Below are 16,070 nucleotides of genomic sequence, written 5' to 3' on the forward strand. Positions count from 1 at the left end.
CCCTTATAGAGAAAGGCATTTAGCGATTTTTGTCAATTGTTTTTGCTCTAGAGCGAACTAATCAATTAAGTCTCTTGCCAGATAAGGATTTAGTCGATTTATGCCCCCCTATCGAACCATACCAAGTAACGAAGAACCATAATTAAATTTAAAATGGATTTTAGGTTCGATCCCCCCTGCCCCCCTTGATAAGGGGGGTGCCGATAGGCGGGGGGATCCCCCTTAATAAGGGGGGCATCTGAAAGTTTTCAATACCTACCTACTTAGGATTATTTCCCCTGAGAACTGTAGCGGATTCGATCGAGAACCGCTGCCATAACTTCTAGGAAATAATAGGTGGATGAGGCTGTACCTATCCACCCTAGATATCTAAATCTGCGGGGCTAAATTTCTTGTGAATCTGAGGAAAACCTAACTGTTTAATCACTTGATGTTTGCCTTCTTCCTCAAGGAATTGCAAATTATTATAATTAACCCAGTGAATACAGTTAACTGGACAAGTCTCGATCGCTTCTTGAATAATTTCTTCTTCGTCACCGTCCTGATTATAGACACGAGAGCGACCGTATTCGCCTTCAATAAAAAAGGTATTGGGGGCAACGTGGGCGCAGTGTTTACAACCGATACAAGTGACCTCATCGACGTAAACCGCTTTCTGGCGCAGTAAACCGCCCAATTCGGGTTCAAAACCAGTGCGATCAGGGGAATCTCTTAGGAATCCCCCTAACTCTGGTTCAAAACCAGAGCGTTCGGGAGAAAAATCAGCCATTAGGCACTCCAACGTTGTACCACTAGACGAATGGAACCATCAGTATTTTTTTCCTGTGCTGCCACCTGAAAACCCTGTTTAGCAGTTTCTGCCAGGATGGTGTGGTAGGCATAACCTTGATTTACTTTTCTTAAAAATCCTTCTACGGTTAGGGGTTGTTGCCAGTATTGCAAATCGGCAACTAACTCGTACTCGTTACCATTCCAGCGAAAACCGATATCGTAATTGTTATCTTGCTCGATTACCACCTCTGCGGTTAAAGTTTGACCTTGATAACCTTTGACGGGGTGAGAACCCTCTTTCCATTCCATACCCATATCGCTCAGGGCGGCTTTTAGGTAGGATAGATCGCGGATTTTGGTTTTGATATTGCTAAAGTGTGACATGGTTTTTCAGTGGCTTAAATAAAGGGATCGGGAAAGATGAAAAATTACCAGTCGCTAAAAGTGGCTTCGTTGCTGACTTTCTCTGACTGGCTGACGGTTTGATGGTAATAATCCGAGGTTTTCTCTTGAGACATCAGCTGCCCGAGTTGTGCCTCGATCGCCGCCGTCACCTCTTGACAAGATGAACCGACTATGCCTGTCACCTTTTCCATGACGCGACCATCGGGATAGATAATAAACTCTAGGCTTTCCATGCTCATAGCTCTTCTCGGCGTGATCTGGGGTTTGCAAAGCTCCCTATCGTTTTAATTTACGATAGTTTGCTAATCGTAGCAATCTGGTTAAAATTTTAGCAAAACTTTATATTACGTCACCTAACCACTTTCATTTTTTGTAAGTTTCCCGTAACTTTTCTTCATCGTCAAGGGCGAACCCTGACCCAGGAGGCACAATTTAACAAAACTACACAAAAAAGACGACCTGAAGCGATAAATTGAAAATAAAGGAGATGCAACGGCGAACCACGACCGCCGAAATAATAGAAGTTTGTCTATAGGAATCCCAACGAATATGAATAAACAAATAGCCAGCGATCGCCTTCGGATCGGTGTTTTAGGTTTTGGTGGTTTGGGACAGGCCGCCGCCAGAATTCTCGCCCCCAAACAGGAAATGCTCTGGACTGCCGCCGCCGATAAAGCCGGTTTTGCTTACCACAAAGACGGTCTAGATGTCAATACCTGTAACAAAATTTATCATGACCAGGGTTCGATCGGTTATCTGGAAAATTACGGCAGTCTCAGCCAAAACAGTATCGAGGAATTAATCAAAACTGCCGACGTAGAAGGCTATTTTCTCGCCTTGCCGAATTTACCCAACAATTTCATGGCCGATATCGCTAAAACTTTCATTCGCTTGGGTTGGCGCGGGGTTTTAGTCGATGCGCTCAAACGTACCAGCGCCATGGAACAAATCTTAGCACTACAAGCAGACCTAGAAGCCGCCGGCATCACCTACATGACCGGCTGCGGCGCTACCCCCGGACTGTTAACTGCTGCCGCTGCCCTAGCTGCCCAGAGTTATGCAGAGATTCATAGCGTTAAAATTACCTTCGGCGTGGGAATTGCCAACTGGGAGGCTTATCGGGCCACTATTCGCGAAGATATCGCCCATTTACCCGGTTACGACCCAGAAACGGCGCACCGGATGAGTGATGCGGAAGTGGAAATGCTGTTAAATAAAACCAATGGCATTCTCAGCCTCGAAAATATGGAACACGCAGACGATATTATGCTGGAATTAGCCGGAATCTGTGGACGCGATCGGGTTTCCGTCGGGGGTGTGGTGGATACGCGCAACCCGAAAAAGCCCTTGAGTACCAATGTTAAAGTCACGGGGCGGACTTTTGAAGGCAAAATTTCCACCCATACCCTCACTTTAGGTGATGAAACCAGTATGGCGGCTAATGTCTGCGGGCCGGCTTTCGGTTATCTGAAAGCGGGGGTTTCCCTACATCGTCGCGGTATCTACGGATTATGGACAGCAGCGGAGATTATGCCGCAATTTGTGCGCTAGGGGTTTCTCTGCCGTAAAATAGCTAAAACTTTCGGGAAAATAGCGGGTAAGGGAGCGATCGCTTCTAGGCTCTCTCCCGTGACCGGATGTACTAAAATTAAACGATGGGCATGGAGTAATTGCCCGGGTAGATTAATCCCGATGGAACGACCTGAACTATAGAGGGGATCCCCAAGAATCGGATGACCGATTTGGCTGCTATGAACGCGAATTTGATGAGTTCTGCCAGTTTCTAGGCGAAATTCCATTAAGGTGTAGTTGCCCAGTCTTTCCTTGACTTGCCAGTGAGTGACGGCATTTCTACCGCCTTTTTCCACGGCAATAATAGCCATCTTTTGCCGATCGCTGCGGTGACGACCGATCGGCAGATCAATTGTACCTGTCTCCGTTTTGGGGACACCGTGGACGAGGGCGATGTATTCCCGGCGGGCAGTTTTGGTTTTTAATTGTGCCTGTAGGTGTTGATGAGCCTGGTCGGTTTTGGCAATAACGATCGCACCCGTGGTATCCTTATCTAAGCGGTGGACTATACCGGGGCGTTGAATTCCACCAATTCCAGCTAAATTCGGGCAGTGATGTAGTAAAGCGTTGACCAAGGTTCCCGATTCGTGGCCGGGAGCCGGATGAACCACTAAATCGGCAGGTTTATTGATAATAATCAGATAGTCGTCTTCGTAAAGAATATCAAGCTCGATCGCCTCGGCGGTTAATTCGAGGGGTTGACTGTCGGGAATGGTAATCTTTAAGCGATCACCTTGACCAACTTTAGTATTTTTATTAGTGCAAATTTGACCATTTAACTGTATATATCCCTGTTCTATCAGTTTTTGCAGCCTCGATCTCGATAAATCGGGCAAGTGTGACCCCATCCAAGCATCTAAACGTTCTTTTTTTCCCGCAACTTCTAAGTTTAATTGGTTCATCGGTTTTTAGTTATCAGGGTGTAGGGTGTAGGGGAAGGGGGAGGGGGCAGGGTGTGGGGTGTGGGGTGTGGGGTGTGGGGTTTTACCAGTTTTGAGGTGGCCAATTACCTAATTTTCAGGGAAAAAGTGCCTAAATTTCCCCCCGATCACTCCCAGATGCAGTACTTTTTGATTGACAAAAGGTCTAAAAGTCTTACCCAACAAGGTTTTTAGATTTATTCAGCCAGCCCTAAATAAAAATAATCTCCTGACTCCTGATTGCTGATTACTGATTACTGATTACTGAATTGGTCTGCCCCGGTAACGAATATCTGCATTGTTATTATCTTCGGTTTCGAGGACGATCTCGAATTCTTCTACAACGGAATCAAGGAGGGGATTAACTGTGGGATTTAAGAGAGGAGTTTCGGGGGTGGGGTTAGAGATAGCGAGAATTTTTGCTAATTTTGAGCGAGTTTTCTGGATTTCTCCCTCTAACAATCCCGTGATCGTTTTGCCAGTTTTCACTAAAAGAAAAGCTTGGTCACTGCAAGGGGTTAAGATCAGATGACCCTGGGGACTGCGAATAGCAATTTGTTCCAGATCAGACCAGCTTAATTCCTCTTTTGTGTTATTGGCAAGATAGAGCATTGTTCCGGCTAAGATTAAAGCACTATTGTGTTCCATGCCGATGGAATCAGTCAAAGGTTGACCCTGGGGAGAAACAAGCATGGTCCCCTCAATAGCGAGCGGTTTTTCGGCTAATTCTTGCAGGATTTTGGCAATTTCTACCTTATAATTTGGTTCCCTAGGTAAGGTATTTTTAGAGTTATCATAGTTATTATCGGTGGGATGTGGTCGTTGTCGTTCTTTGGTTTCTTTCGAGGAGATAAACCATTGTAGAGGTTTTCCTTCCCGCAGTTGCCGTTGGCTAAACAGACGAATATCTTTAGAAAGTTTAATCCCTAATTCAAAGGCATTTGCCTGATAATTGTCAGCTAAAGTTAAGGGTTCAAGGGAGATTTTAGCCTCATCTCTGGCAATACGTTTTAGGGGACCTGCTTCTAGACAGGCAAGGATTTTAAACAGTTGTTTCGAGTCGAGTAGTTCCTGTAAATAATAACAATGAAAGTAGGGGATGTCCCCACGATCAAATTCATCCTTACCATCGTTAATTAACCAACCAAAGAGGGTGTTATGGAAGTCAATTTGATAGATATAGACTCCTTTAAATTTCCTGTCTGGAGGATTATAGGTGTCCCATAACTGAGAGACTATATGTTGATAAAAAAACTGTTGAATCCCTAGGGGGACATTGACACTAGCGATATATTTAAATCCCAGTTGTGAGAAACTGCTATAAATCAGTTGTTCAACGAGCAAGGACATGATCTGTAACCTTTAAGCACTTTTGTGGGCTATTATAAATAATTTTCACACAATTGTGTCTTGTTTCTAGTTTTTGGGGAGATATTTGACGGCATTTCTCCTCAAGATGAACTGTCACCTAATTTGGTGCCGACTCCCCAAAACGAAAACTTCACACCTCACCATTAAGATGACTGTTATAAGGCAGTCAGCAGATTTTTGAGAGATTTTTTTACTAATCTTTCTGTAAATAGCTCGGATATAGTGCTGGTCGTTTAGGAAAAGTTTACCAGTTGTTGATCGATTTGAGACAATAACCAAGATAGGGAGTCTAAAGCTTGATTTGCTTGCAGCGTGCCTTGTTGGGAATCAATTAAAACTGTTGAGTAAAAAAAACGGTGATTAACTTTTTGCTCTCGCAGTTTTTGCTCTAATTCTTTGACTTTTAATTGTAGGTTTTGCCAGCTTTTTTGGTCAGAGACAACTAGATCGCATTTGCTGATAATAATGCCTAAATTAAACCTAGTTTTATTATGGTTAATTATCTCGATCAAGGTTTGAAAAATTCTCAGGTAATTATTATGCTTGTCTGAATCATTTAATAAACTTGCTGCTTCTAAAAACAGTAAACAAGCATTAGCCTGTAAAGCCATATTGACAAAGGCTAAATTATAGATTTGACAACTTTCTCCCGGTATATCCCACCAGCGAATTGTCGCTATTTTATCCGAGCGATCACCGCTTTTTTTCTCTAAACTAAAATCAAAGTTACTGATTTTTAAAGTGGCGGGGGGATATTGACCTGTTCTAGCGACATAATTGAGAATTTTTTCAATATCTTCTTCGCTTTCTTCCTCTTGAGATCTGAAGACAATATTAGCCGGATTTCCCGAAGTTGCTTGATTTTTGAAAGTCTGATAAGATGCCGCTAGGAAAACTGTTTTTCCTGCTCCTCTTTGACCGATACTGAGAACTGTATAAATTTTGTTTTCTTGGCTAAGATTTTCCTGATTGTTAGTCATTTTAAAACCTCTAAATTGAATGAAAAAACTTTTGCTGCGATGATTGTGTCTCTCAAGCAAACACAGACAAGAAAAATTGACTTGAGATTAGTTAATCTCCTTAGCTCAACAATCCCCTGCTACACTCTTGTAGTTATGCTGTCTGGAAAGATGATCGAGAAAGCTTATTAGTCATCTAATTAAGATGATTATATTTGTTTTGTCTGATCGGATCATCCCGGTTAGCCAAATCTTCACACAAAGTTACTATTCTAATAGTAATTGAACTTGCTCTCGGTGCTTGAGATGGAAATCTTGGGATTAAATTTTCCTGATTTTTAACGACAAAAGCCACGGTAAGTAGGGAGGCACAATTATTTGTAGGATGGGTTAGCGGTAGCGTAACATGAGCGGGCGTTGGGTTTCATGCTTCAACCCAACCTACGTTCATCTTATATTTAATTCCACCCACCCACTTAAATCCGTAGAGATTTTCTGGGTGTAGTTCTAAGTGATCTCATAGATAAAATAATAAACATACCCTAAAGCCCTCTGGTAAATGATCGATATAACTTGTTTAACACAAACGATAATTTTTGTCAATCTTTTTGTCAATTTAATTCCCTGATTCTCAAATAAAAACTATCGCTATTTACCAAAAACTAGAGAGACGTTGTTATAATCAACGTCTCTAGATCAGACTAAGCCAAGCTGTTTTAAACAGAGGATTGCTCACTAATTAACCGAATTATTGCCCACTTTAGTCAACGAAAATGCCATTTAAAACTCCTGAAATGATCGAAACCACGATCGAACCGAATAAAGCAGCAAAAAATGATTTTACCTCAAAGCCACGGATAAAATAGGAGGCTAAAGAAAAGGAAATGGCATTAACCACAAAAATAAATAACCCTAGGGTCAAAATAGTTAAAGGCAGGGTAAAAAGAATCAACAGGGGTCTAATAATAGCATTAATTAAACCCAAAGCGACAGCAGCTATCAAAGCCACGGTAAAATCTTTAATTTCTATACCGGGTACTATTCGCGCTGTAATCAATAAAGAGACGGCGGTAATCAACCAACGGAGGAAAAAAGATAACATAAGCCCATCCATCTAAGATAGTTCATCCTCATCTATTTTAATCGCCATCGCCCCTTAAAGGGGCGACAGTTTTCGGGAGATGGCAGCGAAAACCGACATTGACTGCTGCCGCTGCTCGAAAACCAGAGCGGGAACATAAGTAGCTGGTTATAATTAAATTAAAAATGGATTTTAGGTTCGATCCCCCCTGCCCCCCTTGATAAGGGGGGTGCCGATAGGCGGGGGGATCTGACACTGATAATAAACAGGAAGATTCCCTCGGACTATCACCCCCCAGAAAGAGGCAGCACTCAAGATGATATCTAGAAGAAATTTTAGCCAAAGCCAGCAAGTACCAATCGGTAAAACGAGAATTATTCAGGGAGCAACTGGCTTTTTAATGCTAATGAGTCTGCTTTCTCTCCTCTTAGCGCCACCTAGTTTAGCATCTCCTGAGCCACCTAATTCGGTTATCGCCGCCACCCGTCAAGATTTGAGTCGGAAAACCAAGATATCGGTTAATCGCTTGCAAATTCAAGCAGCACAACCACAAACCTGGCCCGATGGTTGTTTAGGATTAGCTAAACCGGGAGAATTCTGTACTCAAGCACTGGTGCAAGGATGGCGAATTATTCTGACTGATAACCAAAAAACTTGGGTTTATCGCACCAATAGCAGCGGCGCTAATCTTCGCTTAGAAAAGTAAATTTCTTTGGCTCTTTTCCGGCTGCTTTTTCGGCATCCTCAAAGCAGCGCTGTCCTGTCCGTTGGGGGATGAAAATCGGCTTAGAATGGCTCTAGGGTTTGTTTAAAGAATCTAGTCGTCTCTGGCAACGCTATTTAATTAATAATCCCAGTTTTTTGCTTTTTTTTGCCCTACAACTCCTGCGAGACTGGGAAAAGTAAACAGTAATCCAGTCATCAGTCCTCAACTATCGCTAAGATGAATAGGAGAAGGCAAAGTTTTATCTACGTTTAGGAGTTCCTGCTAAAGATGACACAAGCTACTCAGACTCAAGGAAAAGGAATTTTACTCAGTGAGGCTGCCCTCAAACACCTTACCATGCTCAAAGAGCAACAGGGCAAGGATTTATGTCTGCGCGTGGGTGTGCGTCAGGGTGGTTGTTCGGGAATGTCCTATATGATGGATTTTGAGCATCCTAGCAATATTGGCCCCCAAGATGAGGTTTTCGATTACGATGGCTTCAAAATTGTCTCTGATAAAAAAAGTCTGCTCTATCTCTACGGTCTCATGTTAGATTACAGCAACGCGATGATCGGCGGCGGTTTCCAATTCACTAATCCCAACGCCAGTCAAACCTGTGGCTGTGGTAAGTCTTTTGGCGTTTAATTATTTCTCTGGGGTGATACCTTTCACCCCCGCCTCCCAGAGGCAATTTTTTTTTGGCCAAAACCCTTGACAAAATCGGAGACTTGACATATACTTTTTATATAATGGGAATCCGTGCCTGCCTGCGAACCCTTCATTTTTAGGCTAGATACCCTCAATGCTAGGATAATTGCCCATGTCAGGACAAGCAAGCAATAAACCGCTTTTTTCTCAACACTATCTTGAGCATCGGCTGCCGGATTCTGGGGAATGGCAAGAGGATGTATCCGTGGCATTTTCCCGCTTAGAGAGTCTTTATCAACAAAAAAAGGCGATTTTGCCGACTCTTAACGAAGCGCAAACGGAAGCAGAATTAATACAACCGATTCTAGAAATTCTCGGTTTTAGTTATATACCGCAAGTAAGCAGTAGGGGAAAAGGAAGGTCAGAAAGGCCAGATTATGCCCTATTTGCCACAGAAAATGACCGTTATCAAGCCTATGCTCTCCAGAATAATGAAAGAGCCTTTTATAGTCAAGTTTTAGCGATCGCTGAGGCCAAATACTGGCAACGTTCTCTTAGTGACGTTTCTAAGAATGATCAGCGAGATATCTGGAAAAATAGTAATCCTTCCTTTCAGATCACCAATTATCTCACGGGGACGGGAGTAGATTGGGGTATTCTCACCAATGGTCGAGAATGGCGCTTATATTACCGTCAAGCGTCCTCCACAGCCACGGAATTTTATCTAGTGGACTTGATGGAACTATTAGAGGGGGGAGACCGGCAAAAATTTCGGTATTTCTGGTTATTTTTCCGTCAAGAGGCTTTTATTAAGGATATTCACGGTCAGAATTTCCTTGAACGCGTCCGGGAGGGGAGTACCACCTATGCCACCAGAGTGGGTAACGAGTTAAAAGAGTTAGTCTTCGATCGCATTTTTCCCGATATTTCTCAAGGTTTTGTATCATTAAATACAGACATACAGCCAGATTTATTGTATGAGGCGAGTTTATCCCTGCTGTATAAATTATTATTTCTTCTCTACGCAGAAGCGCGGGACTTGCTGCCGGTGAGGGGAGACTATCGCGATTACAGCTTATTGCAAAAGACGCGAGAAATTGCCGTTAAAATCGATCGTCAGCAGGTCTTTAGTGGCACCTCGACGGGAATATACGATGCTCTCCTCAGTTTATTTCGCATTGTCGATCGAGGGGATGCTAATTTAGCCGTACCTCGTTACAACGGGGGTTTATTTGACATGGAAGAAGGCCGGGTGAATTGTTTTCTCGGTCAATATAAGTTATCCGATGCGGTTTTAGCGCCCATTTTAGACAAGTTAGCACGTTTTGAGGGACAGCCGATCGACTATAGTTTTTTAGGTGTGCGACAGTTAGGATCAATTTACGAAGGATTACTGGAATATCGCATCGTGATTGAGGGGGAATCGGTACATCTGGAAAATGATCGGGGAGAAAGAAAAGCCACCGGTTCCTATTACACTCCCGATTATATTGTTAAATATATTGTCAGTCATACCCTCAAACCAATTTTAGAGCAAAGAGCGCGACAGTTCGGGGATGTGATGACAGAAATCGCCACCCGAAGACAAGAAAGCAGCGATAGACGTTTAGGAAATCTCAGTCAGCAGGGATTAGAAAAAGAGCTACAACGCTTAGAAAAAAAAGCGATCGCTACCTTACTTGATCTTAAACTCTGTGACCCCGCCATGGGAAGCGGACATTTTTTAGTGGAAGCAGTGGACTATCTCACCGATGAGTTAATCCAGATTCTCAATCTTTATCCCGAAGATAATCCCGTTTTAACCATGTTGGAAACCACCCGACAAAATATTATCGACAATCTCCGACAACAGGGAATTATTCTCGATTCTCCCACCCTTGAACCAACGCAATTATTACAGAGAGTGGTGATGAAGCGCTGTATTTATGGGGTGGATATCAATCCGATGGCTGTAGAATTGGCCAAGGTTAGTCTCTGGTTACATTCTTTCACAGTGGGCGCACCTTTGAGTTTTTTGGATCATCATTTACGTTGTGGTAATTCTCTGATCGGAACTACCGCCAAGGACGCAGAAGCCGCTATGATCGAGGAGGAAAGTGGTCAATTAACTCTTTTAACTGGCCCTTTTGTTGGGTTACTTCGGGCCGCGGAAATTATGCGGGGAATTAGTACCCTCAGCGATGCGACTTTTGCTGAAGTGGAAGCAAGCGAACAGTTATTCCGTGATTTTGATAGTCAAGCTAAACCCTACAAGCGTTTATTAGATGTTTTCCTTTCTCGCTTTTTTGGGGTTAAAACTGCTATCGAGTTTTTGCAGCGCTACGGTGGTAATATATCGGCAATTAATTGGGATAAGATACCCCGATCAGATCAAGGAATTTTAGACCAAGCAGCTAGTTTATATAAAAGTAAGCGCTTTTTTCATTGGGATCTGGAATTTCCTGAAGTTTTTATCGATCTTGATTCCGCTTCTTGGAAGGATAACCCCGGTTTTGATGCAGTAATCGGTAATCCTCCCTACGTTCGACAAGAAGGATTAAAAGATATTAAACCCTTTCTAAAAGAAAATTATCAATCTTTTCATGGAGTTGCCGATTTATACGTTTATTTTGTCGAAATGGGGTTACTATCCTTACAGCAAGGAGGTCACTTGGGTTTGATTATATCAAATAAATTTATGCGTGCTAATTATGGAACGAAATTAAGACAATTTCTAACCCAGCAAACAACTATAAAAGAAATTATCGATTTTGGAGAATTGCCTGTTTTTTCGGAAGCGGCAACTTTTCCATCTATTCTACTGATTGAAAATAATATTGTAGGTCAACAAAATGTTTTAGTATCAAAGATTAAGTCTCTCAAATTCAATAGTTTAATTGATGTGATTAATGATCTGTCATATTATGTATGTGAAAATAGCTTGTCTGTGGAAGGTTGGTCCTTAGCTAAAAATCAGATTGCTACAATTGTCGAAAAATTACAAAAAAAAGCTGTTTTTCTGAGTGAATATGTAAACAATCAGATTTATCTGGGAATTAAAACAGGATGTAACGAAGCATTTGTGATTGACAAAAATATCAAAGAATATTTAGTAAGAACTGACCCAAACAATCAACAATTTATCAAGTCTTTAATAGTAGGAGATGATTTGAGGAAATATGAAATCAAGAATCGGGACTTATATTTATTATTGATTCCCTGGGGATGGACAAAACAAAAAATAGATACAGATCAGGAAAAATTGGCTTGGAATTATCTTTCTTCAATATACCCTTCTCTTACTAAACATCTTGATGGTTTTGCAGAAAAAGCTAGAAAACGATGTGATCAAGGACAGTTTTGGTGGGAATTAAGATCTTGCACTTATTATGATATTTTTGAAAAACCTAAAATTATTTATCCAGATATTGCTAAAGAATTGCGCTTTACTTTAGATAATAATGGCTTTTACTCAATCAATACTACCTATTTAATTCCTAGCCAAAGTTATTATTTACTAGCTCTTTTAAATTCCAGCTTAATTTTCTTTTATATGTCTCAAAACAGTGCTGTATTGGGGGATACAGAGAAGCAAGGTAGATTAAGATTTTTTGGTCAATACATGGAGAACATCCCCATCCGAAAAATATCTTTTAACACCAATAGCGATCGCCGTCAACAGAGTTTAGAGAAACTTATCAAAAGTTATCAAGAAAAGCAAGAGATATTAAAAGAAATCGAGGAGCATATTAGGAGAGAGGAAACCGATATAGTCCATGATATTCTGGCCTACTTAGCAGAACAAATGATCGAGATAAATCGGGAAAAACAAAAAGAAATCAAAAGCTTTTTGAGATATTTAGAGAGAATAATCGGCAGTGCGATCGATAATTTAACCAACAAATCAAAAATCCAAAACTATCTCGGTGACTACCAAAAAAGCGAACCTCATCTTAGCTGCGATCAACTGTGGGAGATACTGAAAAAGAACAAAAAGAAAATTACCGTTAACTTACTCGATCGTCAAATACAGGAAACCCTAGAAAAAGAATATCAAACCAGTCTAGATAAACTTTTGCCCCTAAAACAACAATTAAGCGCCACCGATGAATTGATCGATCTAATTGTTTATAAACTCTATGGATTAAGCGAGGAAGAAATTAAAATTATTGAAGGGAGAGAGTGAAAAAAGAATAGAAATCTTCAAAAACCTTTAATAAGGACTAGAAGGAAAGGGGTTAATTTTCGGTGACTTCTATCAGATTACAACATCTGCTCGAAAACTTGACAGACGCGGGGTTGAAAGCGCTGACGGTGTTTTATTTTTAAAAAAGGGCGCATAAATTCGAGATAGCGAGGGTATAAACCGGAAGTATCGATGACTCGAATCGATCGCAATGTGCCTAATTCTAATTCCTTTTGAACCATCAATTCGGAAATCCCGGCAGCTGCCGAACTATTCTCGATGATTGCTTTCACCATTTCTCCCGTATTTAACAGCAAAGTTACCTTTAATGTCCGTAAATCGATGCCCCAATTCTGTAACGCTTCCTCGAATCTTTGTTGAGTTCCCGATCCCGATTCTCGCATTACCCAAGGGGTTTCCACTAATTCCGGCAATTCGATCGCTTCTCTTTTATACCAAGGATGAGAACGTCCGACAATAATTAATAGGCGATCGCTGCCGACGATCTCCTGTTCTAAACAATGTGTTAAATCACTCTTGACTTCTCCCTCGATTAATGCTAGGTCAAAACGTCCGTTAGCCGTACCCAGACAGATTTCTTCCGTATTAGCTAGGGTGCAATTGATCTTAATTGCCGGATAGCGCTCCTGAAAATCGCTAATTTTTGCCGGCAGCCAATAGTTACCAATAGTCAAACTCGACCCTAATTGTAGTTCTCCCCGTTGCAAGTCGTTGAATTCCGCCAATCCCCTTTCTGTCAAAGTTACCTGGGTGAGAATGCGTTGCGCTTCTAATTGCAGTAAACGTCCTGTTTCCGTGATCTCGATGTGACGACCGACGCGGTGGAATAATTTCACCCCGTATTCATTTTCTAGGGAGGCAATGGCGGCACTGACGGCCGGTTGGGTGATATATAAAGCTTCTGCTGCTTTGGTGAAGTGGAGATGTTCAGCAGTCGCTAGAAAGATTTCCAGTTGATCTAGGGTCATTCTGGCCATGGCAAGGGGTTTTCCGTCTCTATTGGTCTTTCCATCATTTTAATTTATTAAATCAACAAGAAAGAATATTTGATTTTATTAATGGCTCTTTCTAGAGTAGAAGTAGGGCGATCGAGATCAGAAGACCCGATTAAGGAAAAAAATCCTATGACTACCATGATTACTGCCATATCCACAGCAATAGCGGCCTTTATTGCCACTAATCTCGATGACATCCTGATTTTGACGATTCTTTTTACCCAGGTCAATAAACTTTTTCGCCGTCGTCATATCGTTATCGGTCAGTATTTAGGCTTTATCCTGCTGATTTTGGCGAGTTTAACTGGCTTTTTCGGGAGTTTCTTAATTCCGGCTCAGTGGATTCGTTTTCTCGGTCTGTTACCCGTGATTTTCGGGATTCGGAGTCTCTGGCAGCGAGAAGAAACCGAGACGGATAATAATGTGGAGATGGCTGTAGAATCAGCACCGTCTTCTCCTTTGCTGGCCTGGTTTTCCCCTCAAACCTGCTCTGTGGCGGCAATTACCATCGCCAATGGCAGTGATAATATCGGCATTTATCTGCCGCTGTTCGCTAGTAATACTTGGCCAAATTTAGTCACTATCGTCAGCGTTTTTCTGATCTTGGTGGGTGTTTGGTGTTTTACTGCTCATCAGTTAACTCAATTACCGGCGATCGCTAATTTAATTAGCAGTCACGGTAGCCACTTTGTCCCCTGTGTGCTGATCGGTTTGGGTGTGTTTATGATCAAGGAAAGTCTTCCCCTGGCTTTCTTGGCCTTATCCTTAAGCTATGGATGGGCGCTTCTCCAGCAGCAAGCAGAATCTATTTAGGGTTTGCGGCAAAAAGTTTTTCCTGGGGGCAGGGTGTAGGGTGTAGGGTGTAGGGTGTAGGGTGTAGGGTTTTACCCATTTTCAGGGAAAAAGTCCAGGGATTTTCCCCCCGATCACTCCAATGGCCAGTACTTTTGGATTTCAAAAAGGTCTAAAAGTCTTATCGAACAATGTTTTTAGATTTATTCAGCAAACCCTATTTAATTTTTGATTCAATACAAATACATCTAAAAAGAGATTTTAGATTTTTTCCATACCATCTATAACTCAAGTGTCATAGAATAACATCATCTTTTCAAGCGATCAACTTGAAACCGACCCCTAGTCATCTCGATCATGTTATTTTTTCTCAAATCACCAGTGACGGAAAGCAAGACCAGCATTAAACCGAAAAAAGTCAATCCCAATCGAGTCCGCGATCATCTGGCCAATGAACGCACCTATCTGTCTTGGATGCGAACGGCGATCGCATTAATGGGTTTTGGTATGGTTATCCTGCGCTTACGGGCCTTTCATCCTCCTCTGGTTCCCCGGCCCGGTTACGGCTGGAAATTGGGCTTAATGTTTGCTTTAGTGGGTTTATTGACCGTATTTTTGACCACGGCCCATTATTTTACAGTCAGACGAGATATAGATGAAGATACCTACGAACCAGCCGATCGATGGGTGCTACTATTTAGTTTAGCGATCGTTATTCTCGGTGCGGGAATTATCTATTTTGTCGCCACCAGTCCCGATCTGTTGATGGGTAGTATGATGACTTTCGAGTGAACTTTGAGGATTAGGTGGGTTGGAGTAAGCGCCAACTGACCGTGACTAGAACCGTATAAAGCAGTATTTTTAGGGCATTTTTGGGGAAATATTCCGATAATCTTGCTCCCACTACTACCCCCGGTATTCCACCCAACCAGATAGGAAGTACCAGATTCCAATCTACCGTTCCTAATCCCAGATGACCAATGGAAGTACAGGTTAAGAGGATGGACGCTTGCGATAGATCTGTACCGACTAATTTGCGAGAATCAAGCTGAAAAAAGGTCATCAAGACCAATGCAAATAAGGAACCACTGGAAATACTGGTTAAACCGACTAAATAGCCTAAAACTGCCCCCAATATCGTTGTTTTTATCTGACCCGATCGAGTGGTTAAATCTAATTTTGGCCAGGACCAAGGGGACAAATCGGGAAAAAACAAGGAGATTAGTAGTTCTAGGGCCGCTAGGACAGTCACGATCATCAAGACAAGACCGATGATATGGGGCAGCCATTGATCGAGATTGAGAGAGCTATTCTGCTGAAAATAGCAAAAACCGACTAATCCTAACAGAGAACCGGGTACACTGCCAATTACCAGCCATTTTACCACCTCTAACTCGATCGTTTGCTGTTGCCAGTGACGAACGGTGCCGACCACTTTCATCAACCCGGCCGCTACCACATCGGAACCCACTGCGGTGGTAGCGGGAACCTGAAATACAAAGATCAATAGGGGTGTAATCAAGGTTGACATCCTCGCCGCCCTAAAAGTGCGGCGATTCCTAAACCTCACGATTTAAGTTTCTGCTTCCACCACCGTCGCATACCACAGTTAAAAAACCATGTACTGTCTTACACAGAGTCCACAGACTTTCGCCCCATTTCAG

The 16,070-nt window shown here is 42.2% G+C and carries 15 protein-coding genes and 1 pseudogene; 6 read left to right on the plus strand and 10 right to left on the minus strand.

The annotated features are described in order from the left end of the window. Positions 1–361: 361 nt before the first annotated feature. The 3 genes from O9332_RS13765 to O9332_RS13775 are packed head-to-tail and all read right to left on the minus strand — an operon-like array spanning position 362 to position 1,415. A complete protein-coding gene (locus O9332_RS13765) occupies positions 362–769 on the minus strand; it encodes a ferredoxin (RefSeq protein WP_002762643.1) in 408 nt (135 codons plus the stop codon). Further along, on the minus strand, positions 769–1,155 hold the full coding sequence (locus O9332_RS13770; protein ID WP_002762644.1) for a DUF1257 domain-containing protein: 387 nt from the start codon (positions 1,153–1,155) through the stop codon (positions 769–771). Before O9332_RS13770 ends, O9332_RS13765 begins: the two co-directional genes overlap by 1 nt. A 44-nt stretch (positions 1,156–1,199) precedes the next feature. After that, on the minus strand, positions 1,200–1,415 hold the full coding sequence (locus O9332_RS13775; RefSeq protein WP_002762645.1) for a DUF2997 domain-containing protein: 216 nt from the start codon (positions 1,413–1,415) through the stop codon (positions 1,200–1,202). Between the two features lie 310 nt (positions 1,416–1,725). Between O9332_RS13775 and bioU the strand changes: the two genes are divergently transcribed. Continuing rightward, entirely contained in the window at positions 1,726–2,727 is a 1,002-nt protein-coding gene (bioU, locus tag O9332_RS13780; protein WP_002762647.1) for a (S)-8-amino-7-oxononanoate synthase BioU, read from the plus strand. On the opposite strand, the gene O9332_RS13785 is transcribed toward bioU, so the two are convergent. From O9332_RS13785 to O9332_RS13800, 4 genes are all read right to left on the minus strand, one after another. Next, positions 2,724–3,650: an RluA family pseudouridine synthase gene (locus tag O9332_RS13785; protein WP_002762649.1), complete on the minus strand. Its 927-nt coding sequence runs from the start codon at positions 3,648–3,650 to the stop codon at positions 2,724–2,726. The two genes, bioU and O9332_RS13785, sit on opposite strands and share 4 nt — an antisense overlap. Positions 3,651–3,929: 279 nt before the next feature. Further along, a complete protein-coding gene (locus O9332_RS13790) occupies positions 3,930–5,018 on the minus strand; it encodes a roadblock/LC7 domain-containing protein (RefSeq protein WP_002762651.1) in 1,089 nt (362 codons plus the stop codon). 254 nt (positions 5,019–5,272) lie between these two features. Then, on the minus strand, positions 5,273–6,019 hold the full coding sequence (locus tag O9332_RS13795) for a TRAFAC clade GTPase domain-containing protein (protein WP_002762653.1): 747 nt from the start codon (positions 6,017–6,019) through the stop codon (positions 5,273–5,275). A 739-nt stretch (positions 6,020–6,758) separates the two neighbouring features. Beyond that, complete coding sequence (locus tag O9332_RS13800; RefSeq protein WP_002762655.1) at positions 6,759–7,100, minus strand: phage holin family protein; 342 nt, start codon at positions 7,098–7,100, stop codon at positions 6,759–6,761. 295 nt (positions 7,101–7,395) lie between these two features. Between O9332_RS13800 and O9332_RS13805 the strand changes: the two genes are divergently transcribed. From O9332_RS13805 to O9332_RS13815, 3 genes are all read left to right on the plus strand, one after another. Beyond that, on the plus strand, positions 7,396–7,785 hold the full coding sequence (locus O9332_RS13805; RefSeq protein ID WP_288026037.1) for a DUF8738 domain-containing protein: 390 nt from the start codon (positions 7,396–7,398) through the stop codon (positions 7,783–7,785). Positions 7,786–8,073: 288 nt separating this feature from the next. Continuing rightward, positions 8,074–8,430, plus strand: a complete 357-nt coding sequence (locus O9332_RS13810) for an iron-sulfur cluster assembly accessory protein (RefSeq protein WP_052276018.1) — start codon at positions 8,074–8,076, stop codon at positions 8,428–8,430. Positions 8,431–8,605: 175 nt separating this feature from the next. Further along, on the plus strand, positions 8,606–12,598 hold the full coding sequence (locus O9332_RS13815; RefSeq protein WP_288026039.1) for an Eco57I restriction-modification methylase domain-containing protein: 3,993 nt from the start codon (positions 8,606–8,608) through the stop codon (positions 12,596–12,598). 77 nt (positions 12,599–12,675) lie between these two features. On the opposite strand, the gene O9332_RS13820 is transcribed toward O9332_RS13815, so the two are convergent. Then, positions 12,676–13,596, minus strand: a complete 921-nt coding sequence (locus O9332_RS13820) for a LysR substrate-binding domain-containing protein (RefSeq protein ID WP_002762662.1) — start codon at positions 13,594–13,596, stop codon at positions 12,676–12,678. A 147-nt stretch (positions 13,597–13,743) separates the two neighbouring features. Between O9332_RS13820 and O9332_RS13825 the strand changes: the two genes are divergently transcribed. Next, positions 13,744–14,427, plus strand: a complete 684-nt coding sequence (locus O9332_RS13825) for a cadmium resistance transporter (RefSeq protein WP_043999410.1) — start codon at positions 13,744–13,746, stop codon at positions 14,425–14,427. On the opposite strand, the gene O9332_RS13830 is transcribed toward O9332_RS13825, so the two are convergent. Further along, positions 14,420–14,572 (minus strand): hypothetical protein, encoded by a 153-nt coding sequence (locus O9332_RS13830; RefSeq protein WP_002762665.1) that lies wholly within the window; start codon positions 14,570–14,572, stop codon positions 14,420–14,422. The two genes, O9332_RS13825 and O9332_RS13830, sit on opposite strands and share 8 nt — an antisense overlap. Before the next feature lie 191 nt (positions 14,573–14,763). Here O9332_RS13830 and O9332_RS13835 point away from each other — a divergent pair, with 191 nt between their 5' ends. Then, positions 14,764–15,198, plus strand: coding sequence for a YidH family protein (locus tag O9332_RS13835; RefSeq protein ID WP_002762666.1), 435 nt, complete (start codon positions 14,764–14,766; stop codon positions 15,196–15,198). A gap of 10 nt (positions 15,199–15,208) precedes the next feature. On the opposite strand, the pseudogene O9332_RS13840 reads toward O9332_RS13835, so the two are convergent. Beyond that, positions 15,209–15,934: pseudogene (locus O9332_RS13840) on the minus strand (sulfite exporter TauE/SafE family protein); the annotation flags it as partial. Positions 15,935–16,070 lie beyond the last annotated feature (136 nt).

The organism is Microcystis sp. LE19-10.1B, from assembly GCF_027530565.1.
Taxonomy (GTDB): Bacteria; Cyanobacteriota; Cyanobacteriia; order Cyanobacteriales; family Microcystaceae; genus Microcystis; species Microcystis aeruginosa.

Excerpts from the sequence above, each read along its gene's own strand:
- O9332_RS13770 (WP_002762644.1), bottom strand. The coding sequence starts at position 1,155 with ATGTCACACTTTAGCAATATCAAAACCAAAATCCGCGATCTATCCTAC.
- O9332_RS13800 (WP_002762655.1), bottom strand. The coding sequence starts at position 7,100 with ATGTTATCTTTTTTCCTCCGTTGGTTGATTACCGCCGTCTCTTTATTG.
- O9332_RS13785 (WP_002762649.1), bottom strand. The coding sequence starts at position 3,650 with ATGAACCAATTAAACTTAGAAGTTGCGGGAAAAAAAGAACGTTTAGAT.
- O9332_RS13810 (WP_052276018.1), top strand. The coding sequence starts at position 8,074 with ATGACACAAGCTACTCAGACTCAAGGAAAAGGAATTTTACTCAGTGAG.
- bioU (WP_002762647.1), top strand. The coding sequence starts at position 1,726 with ATGAATAAACAAATAGCCAGCGATCGCCTTCGGATCGGTGTTTTAGGT.
- O9332_RS13765 (WP_002762643.1), bottom strand. The coding sequence starts at position 769 with ATGGCTGATTTTTCTCCCGAACGCTCTGGTTTTGAACCAGAGTTAGGG.
- O9332_RS13820 (WP_002762662.1), bottom strand. The coding sequence starts at position 13,596 with ATGGCCAGAATGACCCTAGATCAACTGGAAATCTTTCTAGCGACTGCT.
- O9332_RS13775 (WP_002762645.1), bottom strand. The coding sequence starts at position 1,415 with ATGAGCATGGAAAGCCTAGAGTTTATTATCTATCCCGATGGTCGCGTC.
- O9332_RS13795 (WP_002762653.1), bottom strand. The coding sequence starts at position 6,019 with ATGACTAACAATCAGGAAAATCTTAGCCAAGAAAACAAAATTTATACA.
- O9332_RS13805 (WP_288026037.1), top strand. The coding sequence starts at position 7,396 with ATGATATCTAGAAGAAATTTTAGCCAAAGCCAGCAAGTACCAATCGGT.
- O9332_RS13815 (WP_288026039.1), top strand. The coding sequence starts at position 8,606 with ATGTCAGGACAAGCAAGCAATAAACCGCTTTTTTCTCAACACTATCTT.
- O9332_RS13790 (WP_002762651.1), bottom strand. The coding sequence starts at position 5,018 with ATGTCCTTGCTCGTTGAACAACTGATTTATAGCAGTTTCTCACAACTG.
- O9332_RS13825 (WP_043999410.1), top strand. The coding sequence starts at position 13,744 with ATGACTACCATGATTACTGCCATATCCACAGCAATAGCGGCCTTTATT.
- O9332_RS13835 (WP_002762666.1), top strand. The coding sequence starts at position 14,764 with ATGTTATTTTTTCTCAAATCACCAGTGACGGAAAGCAAGACCAGCATT.